General features: G+C 72.6%; 15 protein-coding genes. All 15 read right to left on the bottom strand.

All coding sequences use genetic code 11. The annotated features are described in order from the left end of the window. Positions 1-71: 71 nt before the first annotated feature. Positions 72-1130: an isopenicillin N synthase family dioxygenase gene (locus LMU33_RS26680; protein ID WP_372478059.1), complete on the bottom strand. Its 1059-nt coding sequence runs from the start codon at positions 1128-1130 to the stop codon at positions 72-74. 234 nt (positions 1131-1364) lie between these two features. Next, positions 1365-2009: a TetR/AcrR family transcriptional regulator gene (locus tag LMU33_RS26675; protein ID WP_228623144.1), complete on the bottom strand. Its 645-nt coding sequence runs from the start codon at positions 2007-2009 to the stop codon at positions 1365-1367. 4 nt (positions 2010-2013) lie between these two features. After that, positions 2014-2748 carry an enoyl-CoA hydratase family protein gene (locus LMU33_RS26670; protein ID WP_228623143.1) on the bottom strand — a complete coding sequence of 245 codons (735 nt, stop codon included), beginning with the start codon at positions 2746-2748 and terminating at the stop codon, positions 2014-2016. Further along, positions 2745-4313: a 4-coumarate--CoA ligase family protein gene (locus LMU33_RS26665; protein ID WP_228623142.1), complete on the bottom strand. Its 1569-nt coding sequence runs from the start codon at positions 4311-4313 to the stop codon at positions 2745-2747. The genes LMU33_RS26670 and LMU33_RS26665 overlap by 4 nt, the downstream gene beginning before the upstream one ends. A 25-nt stretch (positions 4314-4338) precedes the next feature. Continuing rightward, positions 4339-5499 carry an acyl-CoA dehydrogenase family protein gene (locus LMU33_RS26660; RefSeq protein ID WP_228623141.1) on the bottom strand — a complete coding sequence of 387 codons (1161 nt, stop codon included), beginning with the start codon at positions 5497-5499 and terminating at the stop codon, positions 4339-4341. Between the two features lie 7 nt (positions 5500-5506). After that, positions 5507-7360 (bottom strand): acetyl/propionyl/methylcrotonyl-CoA carboxylase subunit alpha, encoded by a 1854-nt coding sequence (locus tag LMU33_RS26655; protein ID WP_228623140.1) that lies wholly within the window; start codon positions 7358-7360, stop codon positions 5507-5509. Positions 7361-7368: 8 nt separating this feature from the next. Continuing rightward, a complete protein-coding gene (locus tag LMU33_RS26650) occupies positions 7369-8967 on the bottom strand; it encodes an acyl-CoA carboxylase subunit beta (RefSeq protein WP_228623139.1) in 1599 nt (532 codons plus the stop codon). Next, complete coding sequence (locus LMU33_RS26645) at positions 8964-10640, bottom strand: acyclic terpene utilization AtuA family protein (protein WP_228623138.1); 1677 nt, start codon at positions 10638-10640, stop codon at positions 8964-8966. The genes LMU33_RS26650 and LMU33_RS26645 overlap by 4 nt, the downstream gene beginning before the upstream one ends. Further along, the gene (locus LMU33_RS26640; RefSeq protein WP_228623137.1) at positions 10637-11431 is read right to left on the bottom strand and encodes a TIGR03084 family metal-binding protein; all 795 of its coding nucleotides are present in this window, start codon (positions 11429-11431) and stop codon (positions 10637-10639) included. The genes LMU33_RS26645 and LMU33_RS26640 overlap by 4 nt, the downstream gene beginning before the upstream one ends. 91 nt (positions 11432-11522) lie before the next feature. Then, positions 11523-13241 carry an NAD-dependent malic enzyme gene (locus LMU33_RS26635; RefSeq protein WP_228623136.1) on the bottom strand — a complete coding sequence of 573 codons (1719 nt, stop codon included), beginning with the start codon at positions 13239-13241 and terminating at the stop codon, positions 11523-11525. A gap of 98 nt (positions 13242-13339) precedes the next feature. Further along, on the bottom strand, positions 13340-14272 hold the full coding sequence (locus LMU33_RS26630) for an EamA family transporter (protein ID WP_228623135.1): 933 nt from the start codon (positions 14270-14272) through the stop codon (positions 13340-13342). Between the two features lie 124 nt (positions 14273-14396). Further along, entirely contained in the window at positions 14397-16358 is a 1962-nt protein-coding gene (locus tag LMU33_RS26625; protein ID WP_228623134.1) for an ABC transporter ATP-binding protein, read from the bottom strand. An 88-nt stretch (positions 16359-16446) separates the two neighbouring features. Beyond that, the gene (locus LMU33_RS41490; protein WP_283844209.1) at positions 16447-16578 is read right to left on the bottom strand and encodes a hypothetical protein; all 132 of its coding nucleotides are present in this window, start codon (positions 16576-16578) and stop codon (positions 16447-16449) included. 251 nt (positions 16579-16829) lie between these two features. Next, positions 16830-17597: a metallophosphoesterase family protein gene (locus LMU33_RS26620; protein ID WP_228623133.1), complete on the bottom strand. Its 768-nt coding sequence runs from the start codon at positions 17595-17597 to the stop codon at positions 16830-16832. A 27-nt stretch (positions 17598-17624) separates the two neighbouring features. Then, a complete protein-coding gene (locus LMU33_RS26615; RefSeq protein ID WP_228623132.1) occupies positions 17625-20549 on the bottom strand; it encodes an FAD-binding and (Fe-S)-binding domain-containing protein in 2925 nt (974 codons plus the stop codon). Positions 20550-20703: the final 154 nt, after the last annotated feature.

The following is a 20703-nucleotide window of genomic DNA, read 5'->3' as shown; positions in this document are numbered from 1 at the left end:
GCCCGCGCGGCGGAGCCGCATGCCGGCACGGCCCCGCCCCCTTGAAAATCGGGCCCTTGAGGCCCTGATTTTCATGCTGCCGCAAGCAGACTCGCATGGTGCTTCTCCGCCACCAGCGGATGTGCCCTCAGCTTGCCCTTGAGTTCGTTGTAGCCGTACTCGGCGTACAGCGGGTTGGAGGGGTCGGTGGTGATGCCCGGGGCCTCGGAGGCGTGCGGGAACGGCAGGAGCTCGACCTTGGCGTCCAGGCGGGGGTTGTAGAAGAACGGGACCGAGAAGCGTTCCGTGGCTCCGGGCGGGCTGACCACGCGGTGGTTGGTGGCGAGGAGATAGCCGTTGGTGGCGACTTCCAGGAGTTCACCGAGGTTGACGACGAAGGCGCCGTCGAGGGGCGGGACGTCGTGGAAGAGGCCGTCCTCGCGCTGGACCTGGAGGCCGCCGACGGTGTCCTGCAGGAGCAGGGTCAGGAAGCCGTAGTCCTTGTGGGCGCCGACGCCCTGGTCGGTGCCGTCGCCCGCGCTGCCGGGGTAGCGGACGAGCTTGAGGTGCGGGTGGGCACGGTCGCCGAAGACCGGGTCGTAGAAGTCGGCGGGGGCGCCGATGGCGGCGAGGAGTTCGTGCAGGAGGCGGTCCGCGACCGAGCTCAGCTTGTCGATCCAGGCCAGGGCGGCGGTGCGCAGCTCGGGGAGGGCGGTGGGCCACTGGTTGGGGCCCTGGAGCCACCAGTACGGGGGTTCGCCGGGGGCGGGGACGCGGGCGGGGCGTTCGGCGCCTATGTCGAGCTGGTCGCGCCAGTCACGGGCGCCGGCGGTGCGTTCGTCGCCGGTGCGGGTGTAGCCGCGGAAGTGCGGGGAGTTCACGTTGTCCAGGGCGAGCCGGTCGGCCTCGGGGAGGGCGAAGAAGGCGCGCATGGCGGTGAGCAGCGCGTCGGTCTCGGCCCGGGTCACGCCGTGTCCGACGAGCTGGAAGAAGCCGACGTCGTGGGCGGCGCTGTGCAGCTGGGCGTGGAGCCGGGCGCGGGCCCGGGGGCCTTGGCCGGCGGCCGACAGGTCGATGATGGGGAGCTGGTCGTACGACGGGGTCGCCGTCGTGGTGTGCATCGCAGTGTGCGTCGTGGTGTGCGTCGTCATGGGTGCGTCCACAGGGTTGTGTGGGCCACGGGCAGGCCGCCGCGGGTGTGGGCGGCGTCGCCCCGGGTGCCGTAAGAAGATGCCGTAAGAAGGCGGAAGAAAAGAGGCTGAATCAGGCCGAAGGCCGACAGCCCATGCTCGTGACGCGCACGTAGTCCACGTGGCGGCGGCGGACGAGCATCGGAAGCATGGGGCAAGGGTAGCGCTCTGTGCCGGATACGGGTGTGGCCCGCTTCACTGCGGGTCCGGTCCGCCGGCTTCGCCGAGGGCCTGGTCGAGCAGGTCGGCCCACTGGGCGACGACGCGTGTGCGGCGGGTGGTGTCGTCGGTGAGGAGGTTGGCGAGACCGAGGCCGCGGGCCATGTCCAGCAGGCCCTGGACGGTCTCGCGGACGCCGGGGCGGGCCTCGTCGGCGCCGAGGAGGTCGACGGCGATGCGGTGGGTCTCGCGGCCGACGCGGGCCTCCAGCTCGGTCACGCGGGTGCCCAGCTGGTCCTCGTTGGAGGCGGCGACCCACAGGTGCAGGGCGGCGCGGAAGAGGGGGCCGGTGTAGAGGTCGACGAGGGCGGCGACGACGGCGCGGCGGTCGGCGGGGCCGGCCGGGAAGAGTTCCCGGAGGGCGGTGGAGCGCTCCTCGGCGACGTATTCGACGGCGGCCGTGAACAGGTCCTCGCGGGTGGGGAAGTGGTGCTGGGCGGCGCCGCGGGAGACTCCGGCGCGTTCGGCGACGACGGCAACGGTGGAGCCCGCCCAGCCGTGTTCGGCCAGGCAGGCCACGGCGGCCTCCAGGAGCCGTTGCCGGGTGGCCCGGCTGCGGTCCTGCTTGGGGGCGCGGTCGCGCTCCTTGGGCAGGCCGTCGCGTTGCGCCGCCGTGCTCATCCGGTCACACCACCCATGCCGCGTCCCGTCTTTCCAGGAAGGCCGTCATCCCCTCCCGGGCCTGGGCGGAGGAGAACAGCCGGGCCGAGAGCGCGGTCAGATCCGCCGCGTCCCGGTCGAATGTTTCCAGCACCCTAGCCGTGAGCAGCTGTTTCGTCTCGGCCAGGCCCTGGGGCGAGGAGCGGCGCAGGCCGTCGAGGATCGGGGCGAGGGCCTCGTCCACGTCGTCTCCGGTGACGGTGAGGAGTCCGACACGTACGGCCTCGGGTGCGTCGAAGCGTTCGCCGGTGAGGAAGTAGCGGGCGAGGGCGCGGGGGTCGGCGCGCGGGATCACGGGCAGGGAGATCACCGCGGGGGCGACGCCGATGCGGACCTCCGTGAAGGCGAAGGTGGCTCCGGTGGAGGCGGCGGCGATGTCGCAGGCTGCGAGCAGTCCGAGGCCGCCCGCGCGGACGTGGCCGGTGATGCGTGCGACGACGGGTTTGCGCAGTTCGAGGATCTGCCGGAGCAGGCCGGTGAGGGCATCGGGGTGGGGCGGGTCGCGCAGGTCGGCGCCGGCGCAGAAGGTGGTGCCGGTGTGGGTGAGGACGACGGCGCGTACGTCCGGGTCCTTGCCGCAGTCGGTGAGCGCGTTCGCGAGGTCGGAGACGAGGGCCGCCGAGAGGGCGTTGCGGGTGTCGGTGGCGTCGAGGCTGAGGGTTTCGACGGCACGCGCGCGTGTGCGGCTGATCATCGTCACGGCAGCTCCCTCAGTTCCCGGCGCAGTATCTTGCCGGAGGCGGCGCGGGGGACGGTGTGGATGAAGGTGACCTGCCGGATCCGTTTGTAGGGTGCGACCCGTTCGGCGACGTACAGCATGATCTCGTTCTCCGTGAGCTCCTCGGCGTCGCCCCGGCGGACGACGAAGGCGTGCGGGACTTCGTTGCCGTCGTCGTTGTAGGAGCCGATGACGGCGGCGTCGGCGATGCCGAGGTGGGTGAGCAGCAGGGCCTCCAGTTCGGCGGGGGCCACCTGGAAGCCCTTGTACTTGATGAGTTCCTTCACCCGGTCCACGACGAACAGCCAGCCGTCCTCGTCGACGTGTCCCACGTCGCCGGTGTGCAGCCAGCCGTCGGCGTCGATCAGTGCGGCGGTGGCGTCGGGGCGGCCGAGGTAGCCCTTCATCACCTGGGGGCCGCGGATGAGGATCTCGCCGCTCTCGCCGGTGCCGAGGTCCTTGTCGGGGTCGTCCAGGGAGACGATGCGCATCTCGGTGCCGGCGATGAGCCTGCCGACGGTGCCGGCCGGGGCGTCGTGCAGCCGGTCGAGGGGGACGACGTGGGTGCCGGGGGACAGTTCGGTCATGCCGTAGGCCTGGCCGATCGGGGGCAGGCCGAGCCGCTGCGAGCAGGCGCGGGCGAGGGTGGCGTCCAGTGGGGCGGCGGCGCTGATGACGTACTTCAGGGAGGAGAGGTCGTAGCGGGCGACGGCCGGGTGCTTGGCGAGGGCCAGGACGATCGGCGGGGCGACGTACAGGCCGGTGATGCGGTGCGTTTCGATGGCCGCGAGGAAGGTCTCCAGGTCGAAGCGGGGCAGGACGACGACCGTGGCGCCCTTGCGCAGGGGCGCGTTCATCAGGGCGGTGAGGCCGTAGATGTGGAAGAAGGGCAGGACGGCCAGGATGCGGTCGCCGGGGGCGGCCGGTACGGCGGGCTCCAGCTGGGCGAGGTTGGTGGCGATCTGCCGGTGGGTGAGCATCACACCCTTGGGGACGCCGGTGGTGCCGGAGGAGTACGGCAGCGCGGCGACGTCCTCGGCCGGGTCGAGGGCGGGCCGCGGTTCGGGGGCGGTGGTGGCGAGCATGTCGATCAGGGAGCGGTGCCCGGACGCGCTGTCGCACACGAAGATCTCCCGTATGCCGCCCGCGAGTTCGGCGGCACGGCGGGCCGTCTCCAGCAGGGGCGAGACGGTGACGATCCAGCGCGCGCCGCTGTCGCCGAGCTGCCCCGCGAACTCCTCGGGCGTGGCGAGCGGGTGCACGGTGGTGACGGAGGCACCCGCGCGCGTGGCGGCGTAGAAGGCGGTCGGGAAGGCGATGGTGTTGGGGCTGTGCAGGGCGAGGACGTCGCCCTTGCGGACGCCCGCGTCGGCGAGACCGGCGGCGACGCGCCGGTGGAACCGGTCCACCTGCTCGTACGTGAGCGTGGTGCCGTCCGTGCCGTCGATCAGGGCGGGTCGCTCGCCGAACTCGGCGGCGCGCCCCAGGACGGCCTCGTGGACGGGGAGGGCTACGGGCGGAACGTCTGCGTACTCGCTGCGGAACACGGTTCCTCCAGGCGGATGCGGCGGCCTAGTACGACTTGGGCAGACCGAGGCTCTGATGGGAGACGTAGTTGAGAATCATCTCCCGGCTCACCGGAGCAATACGAGCCACGCGTGCGGCCGTTATCAACGAGGCGAGCCCGAACTCGCGGGTGAGCCCGTTGCCACCGAGGGTGTGCACGGCCTGGTCGACGGCCTTCACGCAGGCCTCCCCGGCCGCGTACTTGGCCATGTTGGCGGCCTCGCCCGCGCCGACATCGTCACCGGCGTCGTAGAGGTGGGCCGCCTTCTGCATCATCAGCCGGGCCAGTTCCAGGTCGATGTGCGCCTGCGCCAGGGGGTGGGCGATGGCCTGGTGGGCGCCGATCGGGGACTTCCAGACGGTACGGTCGCGGGCGTACTCGATGGCCTTGGACAGCGCGTACCGGCCCATCCCGATGGCGAACGCCGCGGTCATGATCCGCTCGGGGTTCAGCCCGGCGAACAGTTGCAGCAGACCGGCGTCCTCGTCGCCGACGAGGGCGTCGGCGGGCAGCCGTACGTCGTCCAGGACCAGCTCGAACTGCTTCTCGGCGGCGTTGAGCTCCATGTCGATCGGCCGCTTCTGGAAGCCCTCGGCGTCCGTCGGGACGATGAACAGGCAGGGCTTGAGGCGTCCGGTGCGGGCGTCCTCGGTGCGGCCGACGATCAGGACGGCGTCGGCCATGTCGACGCCGGAGATGAAGACCTTGCGGCCGGTGAGGAGCCAGTCGGTGCCGTCGCGGCGGGCCGTGGTGGTGATGCGGTGGGAGTTGGACCCGGCGTCGGGTTCGGTGATGCCGAAGGCCATGAGGCGGGTGCCGTCGGCGATTCCGGGGAGCCACTGCCGTTTTTGGGCCTCTGTGCCGAAGCGGGAGATCACCGTGCCGCAGATGGCCGGGGAGACCACCAGCATGAGCAGGGGGGAGCCCGCCGCCCCCAGCTCTTCGAGCACGATGGACAGTTCGGCGATACCACCACCACCGCCGCCGTACTCCTCGGGGAGGTTGACGCCGAGGTAGCCGAGTTTGCCGGCCTCGGTCCAGAGTTCGGTGAGGGGTTTGCCCGCGGCGACGGTCTGGACGAGGTAGTCACGGCCGTAGCGTTTGCCGAGGGCGGCCACCGCCGAGCGGAGGGCTTTGTGCTCTTCGGTTTCGATGACGGGAGACATGAGGCTCCTAAGAAGAGGTTTCCTGCACTACGGCGAGCAACATTCCTGGTTCCACCTGCTGGCCGGTCCTGGCATGCAGCGCGGTCAGCGTTCCTGTGACCGGCGCCGAGATCTGGTGCTGCATCTTCATCGCCTCCAGCCATATGAGGCCTTGGCCGGCCTGAACCGTTGCCCCTTCCGCCAGGCCCTCGGCGATGCGGACGACCGTGCCCGGCATCGGTGCGAGCAGGGAACCGGGGGCGAGCTGGGCCGTGGGGTCGGGGAAGCGGGGCAGGGCGGTGAGACGGGTGGAGCCGACGTGGACCTCGTCGCCGTACGCCGCCACCGTGAACCGGCGCTCCACGCCGTCGACTTCGAGTACGACCAGTCGCGCGTCGGCGTGCACGACGCGCACCCCGTCGGCCGCAGGCCCCTGCCTCGCGTGCCAGTAGCGGACCTCGTGCTCCTCCCCCGCCACCGCGTACCGCTTCACCTGCGGCTGCGCGGGCAGGTTGCGCCAGCCGCCGAAGCGGGAGCGGCCGTGGGCGTCGGCGAGGGCGGCGGCGAGCGGGGCGTACGGGTCGGGGGCGGGCTCGGTCAGTGCGGTGAGGTGGCGGTCGTAGAAGCCGGTGTCCATGCGCCCGCTGGTGAACTCCTCGTGGCGCAGGGAGCGGACCAGCAGGTCGCGGTTGGTGACCGGGCCGTGGAGCTCCGCGCGCTCCAGTGCTCCGGCGAGCCTGCGGACCGCCTCCGCGCGCGTGGGCGCGTGGGCGACGACCTTGGCGAGCATCGGGTCGTAGTGGACGCCGATGGTGTCGCCGTCGGTGCAGCCGGTGTCCAGGCGGACGCCGGGCGGTACGGCGAGGTGGTGCAGGGTGCCGGTCTGCGGGGTCCAGTCGTGGGCGGGGTCCTCGGCGTACAGGCGGGCTTCGATCGCGTGGCCACGCGCGCGTGGCGGGTCCTTCTCGAGGGCCCCGCCCTCCGCGATGCGGATCTGTTCCGCGACCAGGTCGATGCCGAACACCTCCTCCGTGACGGGGTGTTCGACCTGGAGGCGGGTGTTCATCTCCAGGAAGTGCGCGCGGCCGTCGGCGACCAGGAACTCGACGGTGCCGGCGCCCTCGTAGGCGACGGCGCAGGCGGCCTGTACGGCCAGCGCGTACAGGTCCTGCGTGAGCTGCTCGGAGAGGCCGGGCGCCGGGGCCTCCTCGATGACCTTCTGGTGGCGGCGCTGGAGGGAGCAGTCGCGGGTGCCGAGGGGCCAGATCGTGCCGTGGGTGTCGGCGAGGATCTGCACCTCGACGTGGCGGCCGTGCTCCAGGTAGGGCTCGATGAACACCTCGCCGTCGCCGAAGGCGCTCGCCGCCTCGGCGCGTGCGGCCTGCAGTGCGGCGCTCAGCTCCTCCAGGTGGCGCACGATCCGCATCCCGCGCCCCCCGCCGCCGGCGGCCGCCTTCACCAGCACCGGCAGGTCGGCCTCCGTGACCTGCGCCGCGTCGAGGGGCGCGAGGCCCATCAGCTCCTTCGCGCGGGTCTTGGAGGCCATCGCCTCGATGGCCTCCGGCGGTGGGCCGATCCAGGTCAGGCCGGCGTCGAGGACGGCGCGGGCGAAGTCGGGGTTCTCGGAGAGGAAGCCGTAGCCGGGATGCACGGCGTCCGCGCCGGCGGCGAGGGCCGCCTTCACGATGAGGTCGCCGCGCAGATACGTCTCGGCGGGCGCCGCGCCCGGCAGCCGTACCGCCGTGTCGGCCACGCGCGCGTGGAGCGCGTTCTCGTCGGCGTCCGAGTGCACGGCGACCGTCCGGATTCCCAGCTCACGGCAGGTGCGGAAGATCCGGCAGGCGATCTCGCCCCGGTTGGCGACGAGCAGTGTCGTAATCACGTGATGCCTCACATCCGGAAGACGCCGAAGCCGCCGCGCGCGCCCTCGTAGGGCGCGGTGTGGATGGCGGACAGGCACAGGCCGAGGACGGTGCGGGTGTCGCGCGGGTCGATGACGCCGTCGTCGTACAGCCGCCCGGACAGGAACATCGGCAGCGACTCGGACTCGATCTGCTGCTCCACCATGGCGCGCAGGGCGGCGTCCGCGTCCTCGTCGTACGGCTGCCCCTTCGCCGCCGCCGACTGCCGGGCGACGATCGACAGCACGCCGGCGAGCTGCTGCGGGCCCATGACGGCGGACTTGGCGCTCGGCCAGGCGAACAGGAACCGGGGGTCGTACGCCCGCCCGCACATGCCGTAGTGGCCGGCGCCGTACGACGCCCCCATGAGCACGGACAGGTGCGGGACCCGGCTGTTGCTGACCGCGTTGATCATCATCGAGCCGTGTTTGATGATCCCGCCCTGCTCGTACTCCCTGCCGACCATGTAGCCGGTGGTGTTGTGCAGGAAGAGCAGCGGGATGTCGCGCTGGTTGGCGAGCTGGATGAACTGGGCGGCCTTCTGCGACTCCGCGCTGAACAGGACGCCCTGGGCGTTGGCGAGCACCCCCACCGGATATCCGTGCAGGGCGGCCCAGCCGGTGACCAGGCTGGTCCCGTACAGCGGCTTGAACTCGTCGAAGTCGGAGGCGTCGACGATGCGGGCGATGACCTCGCGCGGGTCGAAGGGGGTCTTCAGATCGCCGGGGACGATGCCCAGCAGTTCCTCCGGGTCGTACTTGGGAGGGGCCGCCGGACCGGGGTCCGGGTACGCCTTGCGGTGGTTGAGCCGGGCCACGACACGGCGGGCCTGGCGCAGCGCGTCCGGCTCGTCGACGGCGAAGTAGTCGGCGAGGCCCGACACGCGCGCGTGCATCTCGGCGCCGCCCAGGGACTCGTCGTCGCTCTCCTCGCCGGTGGCCATCTTCACCAGCGGCGGACCGCCGAGGAAGACCTTCGCCCGCTCCTTGACCATGATCACGTGGTCGGACATGCCGGGGATGTAGGCGCCGCCGGCGGTGGAGTTGCCGAAGACGACCGCGACGGTCGGGATCCCGGCGGCGGAGAGGCGGGTGAGGTCGCGGAAGATGGCGCCGCCCGGGATGAAGATCTCCTTCTGGGACGGCAGATCGGCCCCTCCCGACTCCACCAGGCTGATGCAGGGCAGCCGGTTGGCGAGCGCGATGTCATTCGCACGGAGGGCCTTCTTCAGGCTCCACGGGTTGCTCGCGCCGCCGCGCACGGTCGGGTCGTTGGCGGTGATCAGGCACTCCACGCCCTCGACCACACCGATGCCGGTGACGAGCGAGGCGCCGACCGTGTGGTCACTGCCCCAGGCGGCCAGCGGGGACAGCTCCAAAAAGGGCGTGTCCGGGTCGAGGAGCAGCTCGATCCGCTCCCGCGCGAGCAGCTTGCCGCGCTTCCGGTGCCGTTGGACGTACTTCTCACCGCCGCCCGCGAGCGCCTTGGCGTGCTCGGCGTCGAGCTCGGCGAGCTTGGCGAGCATGGCCTCGCGGTGGGCCCGGTAGTCGGGACCGGCCGGGTCCAGGGCCGAGGTCAGGGTGGTCACAGCAGGGCCTCCGGGATGTCCAGGTGGCGGGAGCGCAGCCATTCGCCGAGCGCCTTGGCCTGCGGATCGAAGCGGGCCTGCGCGGCGACGCCGGCGCCGAGGATGCCCTCGACGACGAAGTTGACCGCGCGCAGGTTCGGCAGCAGGTGCCGGGTGACGGGCAGGTCCCGGCTCTCGGGTATCAGCTGCCGGAACCTTTCGGCGGTCAGCTCGTGCGCGAGCCACCGCCAGGCCTCGTCACTGCGGGCCCACACGCCGACGTTGGCGTTCCCGCCCTTGTCCCCGCTGCGGGCCCCGGCGACCAGGCCGAGGGGTGCGCGGCGCGTCGGACCGGGCGGAAGGGGGTCGGGGAGCGGCGGAACCGGTACGTCGTCCAGGGGCTGCGTGTCCTGGGGCACCGGCACAGGGATACGGCGTCCGTCGTGGAGGACCGCCATATGGTCTACGGCGCCATGGGGGACGTACACATCCTCGAAGACCCCATAGGGCGAGCCCTTCCCCGGTGGGGCGAGCACATGGAAGCCCGGGTAGCTGGCCAGCGCGAGCTCCACGGCGGCCCCGCTCAGCGCCCGCCCGACGAGCCGCTCGTCCGGGTCCCGTACGACGAGCCGCAGCAGGGCGCTCGCGGTCTCCTCGGTGCCGGCGTCGGACCGGTCGGTGCGCACGAGTTCCCAGCGGACCTCGGCGGGCGGCGACTTGGCGAGCGCGTCGGTGAGCTGCGCCCGCACCAGCCCGGCCTTTTCCTCGATGTCGAGTCCGGTGAGGACGAAGACGACCTCGTTGCGGAAGCCGCCGAGCCGGTTGAGCCCGACTTTCAGGGCCGGCGGCGGTGCCTCGCCCCGCACGCCCTCGATCCGCACCCGGTCCGGCCCGTCCTGGCTCAGCCGTACGGTGTCCAGCCGGGCGGTGACGTCGGGTCCGGCGTACCGGCCGCCACCGGTCTCGTACAGCAGCTGCGCGGTGACCGTGCCGACGTCGACCAGGCCGCCGGTGCCGGGGTGCTTGGTGATGACGCTGCTGCCGTCGGCGTGGATCTCGGCGAGCGGGAAGCCGGGCCGGCGTACGTCCCCCTCCCGGAAGAACGCGTAGTTCCCGCCGGTGGCCTGCGTCCCGCACTCCAGCACGTGTCCGGCGACGACGGCGCCCGCGAGCCGGTCGTGGTCCGTGGGGCCCCACCCGAAGTGGGCGGCGGCGGGCCCGGTGACGAGGGCCGCGTCGGTCACCCGCCCGGTGACGACGATGTCCGCACCGGCCCGCAGGCAAGCGGCGATACCGAAGCCGCCGAGGTAGGCGTGCGCGGCGAGCGCGCCGGGGTGGGAGGCGGCGAGGTCGTCGCCCTCGACGTGGGCGACGCGGACCGGGATGCCGAGGCGGTCGGCCAACTCCCGTACGGTGTTGGCAAGCCCGGCCGGATTGAGCCCGCCCGCGTTGGTGACGATCTTCACCCCGCGCTCGTGGGCGAGGCCGAGGCAGTCCTCCAGCTGGCGCGGGAAGGTGCGGGCGTAACCGGCGCCGGGGTCCTTCAGGCGGTCGCGGGCCAGGATCAGCATGGTGAGTTCGGCGAGGTAGTCGCCGGTGAGGACGTCGACCTCGCCGCCGGTGAGCATCTCGCGCAGGGCGTCGAAGCGGTCGCCGTAGAAGCCGGAGAAGTTGCCGATGCGCAGGCCGGTCACGCCGGATCCTCCTTCGGCGGGCGGCCGCCGCCGGGCGGGCCCGCGAAGGCCTGGGCGATGTCCAGCCAGCGGTCGGCGTCCGGGCCGACGGCGGTCAGGGCGAGGTCGGCGCGGTGGGCGCGCTGGGTGACGAGGAGGCAGAAGTCGAGGGCGGGGCCGGTGACGCGCTGCGGGGCGCCCTGCGGGCCGTACGCCCACACCGTGCCGTCCGGCGCGGTCAGTTCCACGCGGAACTCTTCGGCGGGAGGGGTGAGTCCGTGGACCGTGTAGGCGAAGTCCCGGGTGCGGACGCCGAGTCGCACCACATGCTTGAGCCGGTCGGTGGGTGGGCGCACCACGCCCAGGGCGTCGGCGATGTCCAGACCGTGGGCCCAGGTCTCCATAAGGCGGGCCGTGGCCATGGAGGCGGCCGACATGGGCGGGCCGTACCAGGGGAAACGGGCTCCGGGTGGGGCGTTGCGCAGGGCCCGGTCGAGGGCGGTGCGCCCCTCGCGCCAGGTCGACAGCAGCTCGGCGGGCGTGAGCCGAGCGCCCTCCTCCGCGCCCTCGTCCACGAAGGAGCCGGGGGCGGCGAGCGCCTTCTCGACCAGCGCCCGGAAGGCGCCGGCGTCGGTGACGGCCAGCAGGGCCGAGCGGTCGGTCCAGCCGAGGTGGGCGATCTGGTGGGCGAGGGTCCAGCCGGGCGCGGGAGTCTGGAGCGCCCACTGCTCGGGGCTCAACTCGGCCACGAGCAGGTCGAGTTCCTCGCTCTCGGCACGCAGGTCGTCGATGACGGGCGTCGGGTCGGCCATGGGGGGAGCATGGCAGTGGGCACAGAAACAATCAAGCGTGCTTGCATGAATTTGGTCCGGATGGTTTTCCGCGGGGTCGGGGACCGCCCCCTCACACCGCTTCCACCGGCGGATACACCGGTTCCCACTGTGCCGCGCGCACCGCCGCCCCGATGTCGTCGCCCAGGTCGGCCCGGGCGACGCCGTCCGCCGTCGCCGCGTGGACCACGGCTACGGCGACCGCCTCCGACGTGCCGCGCAGGTCCCGGATGGGCGGGAGGACCGGTGCGTTCAGCCCGGTGGCGTCCGTGTCCCCGCCGGTGCGGCGGGCGACCGCGTCCGCCGCCGCGCGGAGCATGCGGTCGGTGACCCGGGAGGCGCGCGCCACGATCACGCCGAGGCCGAGGCCGGGGAAGACCAGGGCGTTGTTGGCCTGGCCGATCTCGTACGTCGTCCCGTCCCGCTCGACCGGCGCGAACGGGCTGCCCGTGGCCACCAGCGCCTTGCCGTCCGTCCAGTCGAGAAGGTCGGCGGGGGTCGCCTCGGCGAGGTCGGTGGGGTTGGACATGGGCAGGATGATGGGGCGTTCGGTGTGCCGGGCCAGCTCGCGGACGAGCGCTTCGGTGAAGGCGCCGCTCTGTCCGGAGGTGCCGATGAGGATGGTCGGCCGGACCCGCCGGACCACCTCGTCGAGGGGGATGCCGGGCAGGCCGTCGTCGCGCCGCCAGCCGTCCACCTCGTCGGCGGGGCGGGCGTAGGGCCGCTGGAAGTCGCGGAGCTCGTCGCCCTGGTCGGCGGTGAGCAGCCCGTACCGGTCGACGCACCAGAACCGGGCGGTGGCCTCGGCCGGGGACAGACCCTCGGCGACAAGGGCGTCCCGCAGCTGGTCGGCGACGCCGATGCCGGCGGTGCCCGCGCCGAAGACGACGATCCGGTGCCGCGGCAGGGGCACGCCGACGGCGCGCACGCCGGACAGGACGGCGGCGAGGTTGACGGCACCCGTGCCCTGGATGTCGTCGTTGAAGGTGCACACCTGGTCGCGGTAGCGGTTCAGGATGCGTCGGGCGTTGTCGGTGCCGAAGTCCTCCCAGTGCAGGAGGGCGTTCGGGAAGAGCCTGGTGGCGGCTGTGACGTAGGCGTCGATGAAGGCGTCGTACGTCTCCCGGTCGGCGCGGGGGTGGCGGTTTCCGAGGTAGAGGGGGTTGTCGAGGAGTTCCTTGCGGTTGGTGCCGACGTCGAGCATGACCGGCAGGGTGCGGCGCGGGTCGATGCCGGCGGCGGCGGTGTAGACGGCGAGTTTGCCGACCGCGATGTCGATGCCGCCGACGCCCCAGTCGCCGATGCCGAGGATGCCCTCGCCGTCGGTGGCCACGATCAGGTCGACGTCGTCGGCGCCGCGGCCGCTCGCGCGCAGGGAGCGCTCGATGTCACCGGGGGCGTCCACGGAGAGGTAGATGCCGCGCGGGCGGCGGTACTCGTTGCTGTAGCGGCGGATGGCCGTGCCCACGGTCGGCGTGTAGACGATGGGCAGCATCTCTTCGAGGTGGTCGCCGACGAGCCGGTAGAACAGCGCCTCGTTGCGGTCGTGCAGGGCGGTCAGATTGACGTTCTTCGCCAGGTCGCTGGGCTGTGCCCGGTACTGGGCGTAGGCGCGCTCGACCTGTTCGTCCTGGGTGAGCACATGGGGCGGGACCAGTCCGACGAGATCCAGGGCCCGCCGCTCGGCCTCGGTGAACGCCGTACCGCGGTTGATCCGGGGGTCGGCGAGTACGGCACGGCCACGGGCGGTGATCTTCAGCGGGCGGGGGCTGGGGTCGCTGTTGCCGGTCACACCGTCCACTTTTGCACAGACCCCACTCCACTGCGTTCACCAGCCGCTACTCTGCGTCACCAGTCGGCCCGCGGGCGGCACTGCGCCAGGGCGGTCCCTCAGGCCTCCGGGACCGGCTCCACCTTGGCCCTGCCTCGGCCCACCTGGGTGCGGACCGCGCCGATGCTCGCCCCGATGACCAGGGCGATCGCGGCGGCCTCCGTCAGGGACAGGGACTGGCCGAGGATCAGGAAGCCCGCCGTCGCGGCGATCGCCGGTTCGAGGCTCATCAGGATCGCGAAGGTGGAGGCGGGCAGGCGGCGCAGGGCGAGGAGTTCGAGGGTGTACGGCAGGACCGAGGAGAGCAGGGCGACCGCCGACCCGAGGGCCACGGTGGCGGGGTTCAGGAGGCGGGTGCCGGCCGAGGTGATGCCGATCGGGAGGAAGAGGAGGGCCGCCACCGCCATGGCCAGGGCCAGGCCGTCCGCCTGGGGGAAGCGGCGGCCCGTACGGGCGCTGAAGAGTATGTAGACCGCCCACATGGCGCCGGCGCCCAGGGCGAAGGCGACACCTGTGGGGTCGAGGTCGCTGAAGCCTCCACCGCCCAGCAGGAAGACGCCGAGCAGGGCCAGGCCCGCCCACAGTGCGTTGATCGCGCGGCGGGAGGCCAGGACCGAGAGGGCCAGGGGGCCGAGCACCTCCAGGGTGACCGCCGGGCCCAGCGGGATACGGGCGACCGCCTCGTAGAAGAGGCCGTTCATCGCGCCCATGGCGATACCGAACGCGATCACCGTGCCCCAGTCGGTGCGGGAGTGGCCGCGCAGCCGGGGGCGGCAGACGAGGAGGAGGACCACGGCCGCCGCGAGGAGGCGGAGGGTGACGACGCCCGGCGCGCCGGCCCTCGGTATCAGGGTCACCGCCAGGGCCCCGCCGAACTGGACCGAGATGCCGCCGGCCAGCACCAGGCCGACCGGGCCGAGCGAGCCGAAGTGGCGCTGCCGTCCGGCGGAAGTGACCGGGGTCGGCGCTGCGGTGCTGGAGGTGGCGGTCACGGGCGATCCTGTGCTTGATCGGGTTCGTTCATCTAGATGTACTACTGGGTCCAGGGTAATGGACTTTGACAGGTGCGTGAACCCTTTAAGGAACTGTCCCGGATGCTGGAGGTCAGACCGCCGGTCACGCCTCCTCGTCGCGGAAGAGGGGACGGCCGTCGGGGAGGGCGCTGGGGTGGGTGGCGGGCATGGGGATGGCCCCGTAGGGGGCGTAGCCGTACTGCTGCTGGTACGCCGGTGCGTGCCCGTACGCCGGCGCCGGTGTCCGCTGCTCCTCCCACAGCGGCATGCGCAGCTCGCCCGTGTCCGTCACCGCGTTGTTCTGCGAGCGGTGCAGCCGGGCGTACGCCCCGCCGCGGGCGAGGAGTTCGTCATGGCGGCCGGTCTCGACGATCCGGCCCCGGTCGACCACCAGGATGCGGTCGGCGTCGGGCGCGAGGTTGAGGTCGTGGGTGATCATGATCGTCGTGCGGCCGGTCATCAGGCGGCGCAGGGGTTTGACGACGCGGCGGGCGGCCATGGCGTCCAGGCCCGTCGTCGGCTCGTCCAGGACCAGGACGGGGGCGTCGCGCAGGATGGCGCGGGCGATGGCCAGGCGCTGGAGCTGGCCGCCGGACAGGCGGGCCGAGTTGGGGTCGACCCGGGTGTCGTACCCGTCGGGCAACCGCGAGATGAACTCGTGCGCGTCTGCCGCCCTCGCCGCCTCCTCCATGGCCCGGTCGCTGGCGCCGGGCCGGCCGCAGGCTATGTTGGCGCGCACCGTGTCGTGCAGCACCAGGGTCTCCTGGGGCAGCAGTGTGACGTACTCACGCAGGCGGGCCAGCGGGAAGTCCCGGAGCGGTGTGCCGTCCAGGAGGACGTCTCCGGAGTCCGGGTCGTAGAAGCGCAGCAGGAGCTTGGAGACCGTGGACTTGCCGGCGCCGCTCGGGCCGGTCACGATCACCAGCTCGCCGGGGCCGACCGTGAAGGAGAGGTCCTCAAGGGCGGGCTTCTCGGCGCCGGGGTAGCGGAAGGAGATGTTCCTGACCTCCATGGTGCCGTCCGGGCGGCCGGTGTCCGCAGGGCGACGCGGGTCGGTGACCGAGGGGCGGACGTCCAGTATCTCGATGAGCCGCTCGGCGCCGGCCGTGGCGGCGGTGACGGTGAGGCCGAGCTGGGCCAGGCCGCGCACCGGTGGATAGAGGTAGCCGAGGAAGGCGGCGAAGGCGAGGAGCTGGCCGAGGGTCATCCGGCCGGTGGAGATCTCCCAGGCACCGATGCCGATCACGGCGAGGACGCACACCGTCTCGATGACCTGGACCAGTTGCTCGTAGGCCTCGTTCAGGCGGGTGGAGCGGACCGAGGCGCGGAACCAGGCGTTCGCCTCCCCGCGCAGCCGGCGGCGCTCGGCGTCCCGGCGGTCGTAGGCCTGGGTGAGCACGATGTTGCCCAGGGACTCCTCCACCACGGAGGTGATCGCGCCGTCGGCGACCCGGCCCGCGCGGGAGACCTCCTTGATGGAACCGGAGAAGCGGCGCGCGGCCAGCCAGAACAGGGGCGCGAGGACGAAGGTGGCGACGGCCAGGTCCCAGCGCAGCCAGAACGCGGCAGCCGCGTAGAAGAGGGCGGAGAAGGCGGCCGAGGCGGCGCCGACGAGCCCGGACACGACCATCGTCTCGATCGCCTCGACGTCGCCGGTCAGCCGGGAGAGCAGATCGCCCTGGCGGTGGCGCTGGAAGAAGTGCGGCGGCAACTGCTGCACGTGGTCGAAGACATGCTCGCGCAGCCGCATCACGAACCGTTCGGTCACCCAGGCGGCGAGGGAGTTGCCGGCGTAGGCGACGACGGCGCCGACCACCGCGACACCCAGCCACATGCCCGCCGGGCTCCAGAACGCTGCCGGTGAACCCTTCTGCAGGGCGTGGTCGGTGAGGTCGCCGAACAGCAGGATGGCCTCGGTCTCGGCGAGCGCGGCGAGGACCGTGCACAGCCAGACCAGCAGCAGCCACTTTCTGAGGCCCTGGGTCAGCGGCCAGAACCGGCGAAATGCGGTACGGGCCGGAATGACCGGGGTGCCGTACTCGAATTCGTCACCCTCTTCATCCACGACGTATTCCCTTCTGAATCACCGTCCCGAAGAAAAACAAAAAAGGGGCCGACGGTGCACCATCGGCCCCTTTCAGCTCAGCGCCGGATCAGTGGTCCTGACCGGGAAGCGGCTTGGGCAGCGGCTTCGGGGCGTGCTTCTTCTTGTGCTTCGGCGGGGGCGGGGGCGGCAGATGCTTCTTCGGCTTCGGGGGCAGCGGGGCGAGCTTCTTCAGGCTCATTCCGACTCCTAATGTCGCACTGTACGTGTGGGTGCTGAATTCCGCGTCCGGAACCCGACACCGAAGAACCTACACGCCCGTCATCTTCCCGAACGGCAAAAAAGGCAAAGGGGCGCTGTGAATCCCCTTGGAAATACTGGGTGTTGCTTTGCGAAGCTGAGAGTGCCCTCAGCGCCGGGCCATGTAGAGGTCAAGTGCGGCCAGGTCCGCGGGCCCTGTACGCCGATCGCAAGATCGCCGGTCACCGCACCCTACGAAGCACCCCGCCCGTCCTTCGGTCCCCATGCCGTCAGCACTTCCGTGTCCGTCGCCCGGGCGTACAGGAAGTAGTCGGCCCACTCGGCGATCTCCGGGTAGGCGCACTCGGCCGTGAGCCGGGCGACCGCGGCCGGTATGTCGTACGGCGTCACGCGCAGGTCGGTGCCGGGGCCCAGCAGGCACCAGTGGGCGCCGGGGCGGCCGTAGGGCATGCCGACGCTACCGGGGTTGACGACCAGACGGCCGTGCGCCAGACGGACGTAGGGCATGTGTGTGTGGCCGCAGACGACCGTGCCGATGCCGGGGTCGAGGCCGGTGAAGACCTCTGCCCAGCGGTCGGGGCGGGAGTCCACCAGCACCAGTTCCTCGTCGTCGCGCGGGGTGGCATGGCAGAACAGGACCGTGCCGAGGCCGCGGACGCGCAGGGTGAGCGTCCGGGGCAGGCCGGCGAGGAACTCGATCTGCTCCTCGCGCAGGGCCCGGGCCGCATGCGGGCCGATCGGGTCGGGGATGTCCGTGCGCTCGCCGCACCGGTACTCCACCAGCTCCCGGTCGGCGTTCCCCGCGAGCCACAGCACTCTCTCGCCCTGCTCCCGCAGCAGGTCCAGCACCTGGGCCGGCTGCGGGCCCGCCGTGATGTCACCGGTCAGGACGATCCGGTCGGCCGCCGCCACCTCCGGTTCCGCCAGGACCGCCTCCAGGGCGGGCAGCACGCCGTGGATGTCGGACAGCACGGCCAACCTGCCGTATTCCCCCGTCACTTCGAGTCCCCCGTTTCCTCCGTCACTTCAGACCCCCGTCTCCATGTCCAGCGCCTCCGCCAGCACCTCAGCCAGATGGCGGGCCCGGACCCCGGCCAGCTGGTCCAGCTGGGTACGGCAGGAGAAGCCGTCGGCCAGGATCGCCGTCCGCTCGGGGGCCGCACGGACCGAGGGCAGGAGCTGCTCCTCCGCGCAGGCCCTCGACACCTCGAAGTGGCCTTCTTCGAAGCCGAAGTTGCCCGCGAGGCCGCAGCAGCCGCCGCTGAGCTCGCCGGTGAGGCCCGCGGCCTCGCGCAGCCGGCGGTCGGGGGTGTCGCCGAGCACCGCGTGCTGGTGACAGTGGGTCTGGCCGGCGACCGGCCGGTCCACGACGGGCGGGGTCCAGTGCGGGGCGTGCCGCTGGAGGGCCTCGGCGAAGGTGACGACGGCGGAGGCGAGCCGGGCCGCGCGCGGGTCGTCGTGGAGCAGCTCGGGCAGGTCGGCGCGCAGGGCCGCGGCACAGCTCGGTTCCAGGACGACGACCGGGGCCCCGGCCCGCAGCACCGGCTCCATCAGGTCGAGCGTGCGCCGCAGGACCGTGCGGGCGCGGTCGAGCTGGCCGGTGGAGAGATAGGTGAGGCCGCAGCAGACCCGGGCCCGGCGGGAGGTGAGCAGCGCGGCGGCCGACCTGGTCCGGCCGTCGCCGATCCCGCCCTCGCCGATCCTCCGCCCGCGCGGCAGCAGCGTCGGCGGCAGCGCCACCCGCAGCCCGGCGGCCTCCAGCACCCGGACGGCGGCCCGGCCGACCTCCGGCGACAGATGCTCGGTGAAGGTGTCCGGCCAGAGCACGACCAGGTCTCCCGGGCCGAAGCTCCCCGGCACCGGCCCCGCGGTGCCGCCGGGGGCGGGCTTCCTGCCGCGCCACCAGCCGGTGAACGTCCGCGTCGCCAGCCGGGGAATCTCCCGCTCGGCCGCGATCCCGCCCAGGCGTTTGCCGATCCGGGCCAACGGCCGCACCGAGGCGAGGGCGTTGAGCAGCGGGGCCGTGCGGGTGGCGGCGACCCAGCGCAGCCACTGCGGGAGCCGGCCCATGGTGAGGTGCGCGGCGGGACGGCGCCGGCCGGCGTAGTGGTGGTGCAGGAACTCGGCCTTGTAGGTGGCCATGTCGACGCCGACCGGGCAGTCGGAGCGGCAGCCCTTGCAGGACAGGCACAGGTCGAGGGCGTCGCGGACCTCCGTCGAGCGCCAGCCGTCGGTGACGAGTTCGCCGGCCAGCATCTCGTGCAGCAGCCGGGCCCGGCCGCGCGTGGAGTGTTCCTCCTCGCCGGTCGCCCGGAAGGACGGGCACATCACGGCGGGGCCGGACGCCGTGGTCGTACGGCACTTGGCGACGCCGACGCAGCGGCGGACGGCGGCGCGGAAGTCGCCTTCGTCGGCCGGGTAGCCGAAGGCCACGTCGACGGGCTTCGCCGGGAGGACGGAGAAGCGGAGGTTTTCGTCCAACCGCGCCGGGCGGACCAGCATGCCGGGGTTGAGCAGGTCGTCGGGGTCCCAGACCGCCTTGGCCCGCTCGAAGAGCCGCACCGTCTCCTCGCCGTACATGCGCGGCAGCAGCTCCGCGCGAGCCTGTCCGTCGCCGTGCTCCCCGGACAAGGAGCCGCCGTGTTCCACCACCAGGTCGGCCAGTTCCTCGGAGAAGCGGCGGAAGCGGCCGATGCCGGTCCCGGTGAGCAGGTCGAAGTCGATACGGACGTGGATGCAGCCGTCGCCGAAGTGGCCGTACGGCGTGCCGCGCAGGCCGTGTGCCGACAGCAGGGCGCGGAAGTCCCGCAGATAGGCGCCGAGCCGGGCGGGCGGCACCGCGCAGTCCTCCCAGCCGGGCCAGGCCTCACTGCCGTCGGGCATACGGGTGGCCGTGCCGCTCGCGTCCTCGCGGATGCGCCACAGGGTGCGCTGGGCGGCCGGGTCGGTCACCACCAGGGAGTCGGTCACGTCGGCCGCGCGGACCATGTCCTCGGCGCGCGCGCGTGCCTCGGCCGCCGACTCCCCGCCGGTCTCCACGAACAGCCAGGCACCGCCCTCGGGCAGCCCGGCCGGCGCGCGCACCAGGTCGGCCGCCATGCCCTCCACCGTCAGCGGGCCGAACGGGAGGAGTCCGGCGGCGACCTCGGCGGCGGCGCTCTCGTCGCCGTACGCCAGCACGGCCAGGGCACGTGCGCGTGGGGCCTCGACCAGCTGGACGACGGCCTCGGTGAGGATGCCGAGGGTGCCCTCGGAACCGCAGAAGGAGCGGGCGACGTCGGCGCCCTTCTCGGGCACCAGCGCGTCCAGCGCGTACCCGGAGATGCGGCGGGGCAGCTCCGGGAAGCCGGTGCGCAGCCGCGCCAGCTCCCCTTCCGCGAGCTCGCGCAGCCCGTCCGGGGCGCCCGCCCAGCCCGGCCCGGGCCGCAGCCGGCGCCCGCGTGCGGTGAGGACGGACAGCTCGCGCACGCTGTCCGCGGTCGTCCCCCAGGCGACCGAGTGCGAGCCGCAGGAGTTGTTGCCGATCATCCCGCCGATCGTGCACCGGCTGTGTGTGGACGGGTCGGGGCCGAAGCGCAGGCCGTGCGGTGCGGCGGCCTCCTGGAGGCGGTCGAGGACGAGCCCCGGTTGGACGACGGCCGTACGGGTGCCGGGGTCCAGCTCCAGCAGGCCGTTCATGTGCCGGGTGAAGTCCAGCACCACGCCGGTGCCGGTCGCCTGCCCGGCGATCGACGTGCCTGCGCCGCGCGCCACCACCGGCACCCCGCGCGCGCGGCAGACCTCCAGCACGGCGGCCACGTCGTCGGCGTCCTCGGGGGCGACGACGCCCGCCGGGACACGCCGGTAGTTGGACGCGTCCATGGTGACCAGCGCCCGGGAGGTGGTGTCGAAACCGACCTCTCCCCGGACGGCGCCGCGCAGCTCCGCTTCGAGACCCGAGTGATCCGTCATGCGTCCAGGATGCATCCGCTCACGGACAGTCACCGAAGGTTTTCCACAGCCCCGCGCATATCGTCGTACTGATTCACAAGTCCACGCTTCGGTGATCTTGTCTCATCCGACGGACACGGCTCTGTCCTGGTTCGCCCACCGCGATACCCTCCGA

Origin of the sequence: Streptomyces barringtoniae (assembly GCF_020819595.1) — a bacterium.
GTDB classification, from domain to species: Bacteria; Actinomycetota; Actinomycetes; order Streptomycetales; family Streptomycetaceae; genus Streptomyces; species Streptomyces barringtoniae.
This window is presented reverse-complemented; position numbering and strand designations above follow the sequence as displayed.

Bases quoted from the DNA above. Each gene is read 5' to 3' on its own strand.
- LMU33_RS26680 (WP_372478059.1), bottom strand. From the start codon at position 1,130: ATGACGACGCACACCACGACGCACACTGCGATGCACACCACGACGGCG.
- LMU33_RS26675 (WP_228623144.1), bottom strand. From the start codon at position 2,009: ATGAGCACGGCGGCGCAACGCGACGGCCTGCCCAAGGAGCGCGACCGC.
- LMU33_RS26660 (WP_228623141.1), bottom strand. From the start codon at position 5,499: ATGTCTCCCGTCATCGAAACCGAAGAGCACAAAGCCCTCCGCTCGGCG.
- LMU33_RS26640 (WP_228623137.1), bottom strand. From the start codon at position 11,431: ATGGCCGACCCGACGCCCGTCATCGACGACCTGCGTGCCGAGAGCGAG.
- LMU33_RS41490 (WP_283844209.1), bottom strand. From the start codon at position 16,578: ATGAGCCTGAAGAAGCTCGCCCCGCTGCCCCCGAAGCCGAAGAAGCAT.
- LMU33_RS26615 (WP_228623132.1), bottom strand. From the start codon at position 20,549: ATGACGGATCACTCGGGTCTCGAAGCGGAGCTGCGCGGCGCCGTCCGG.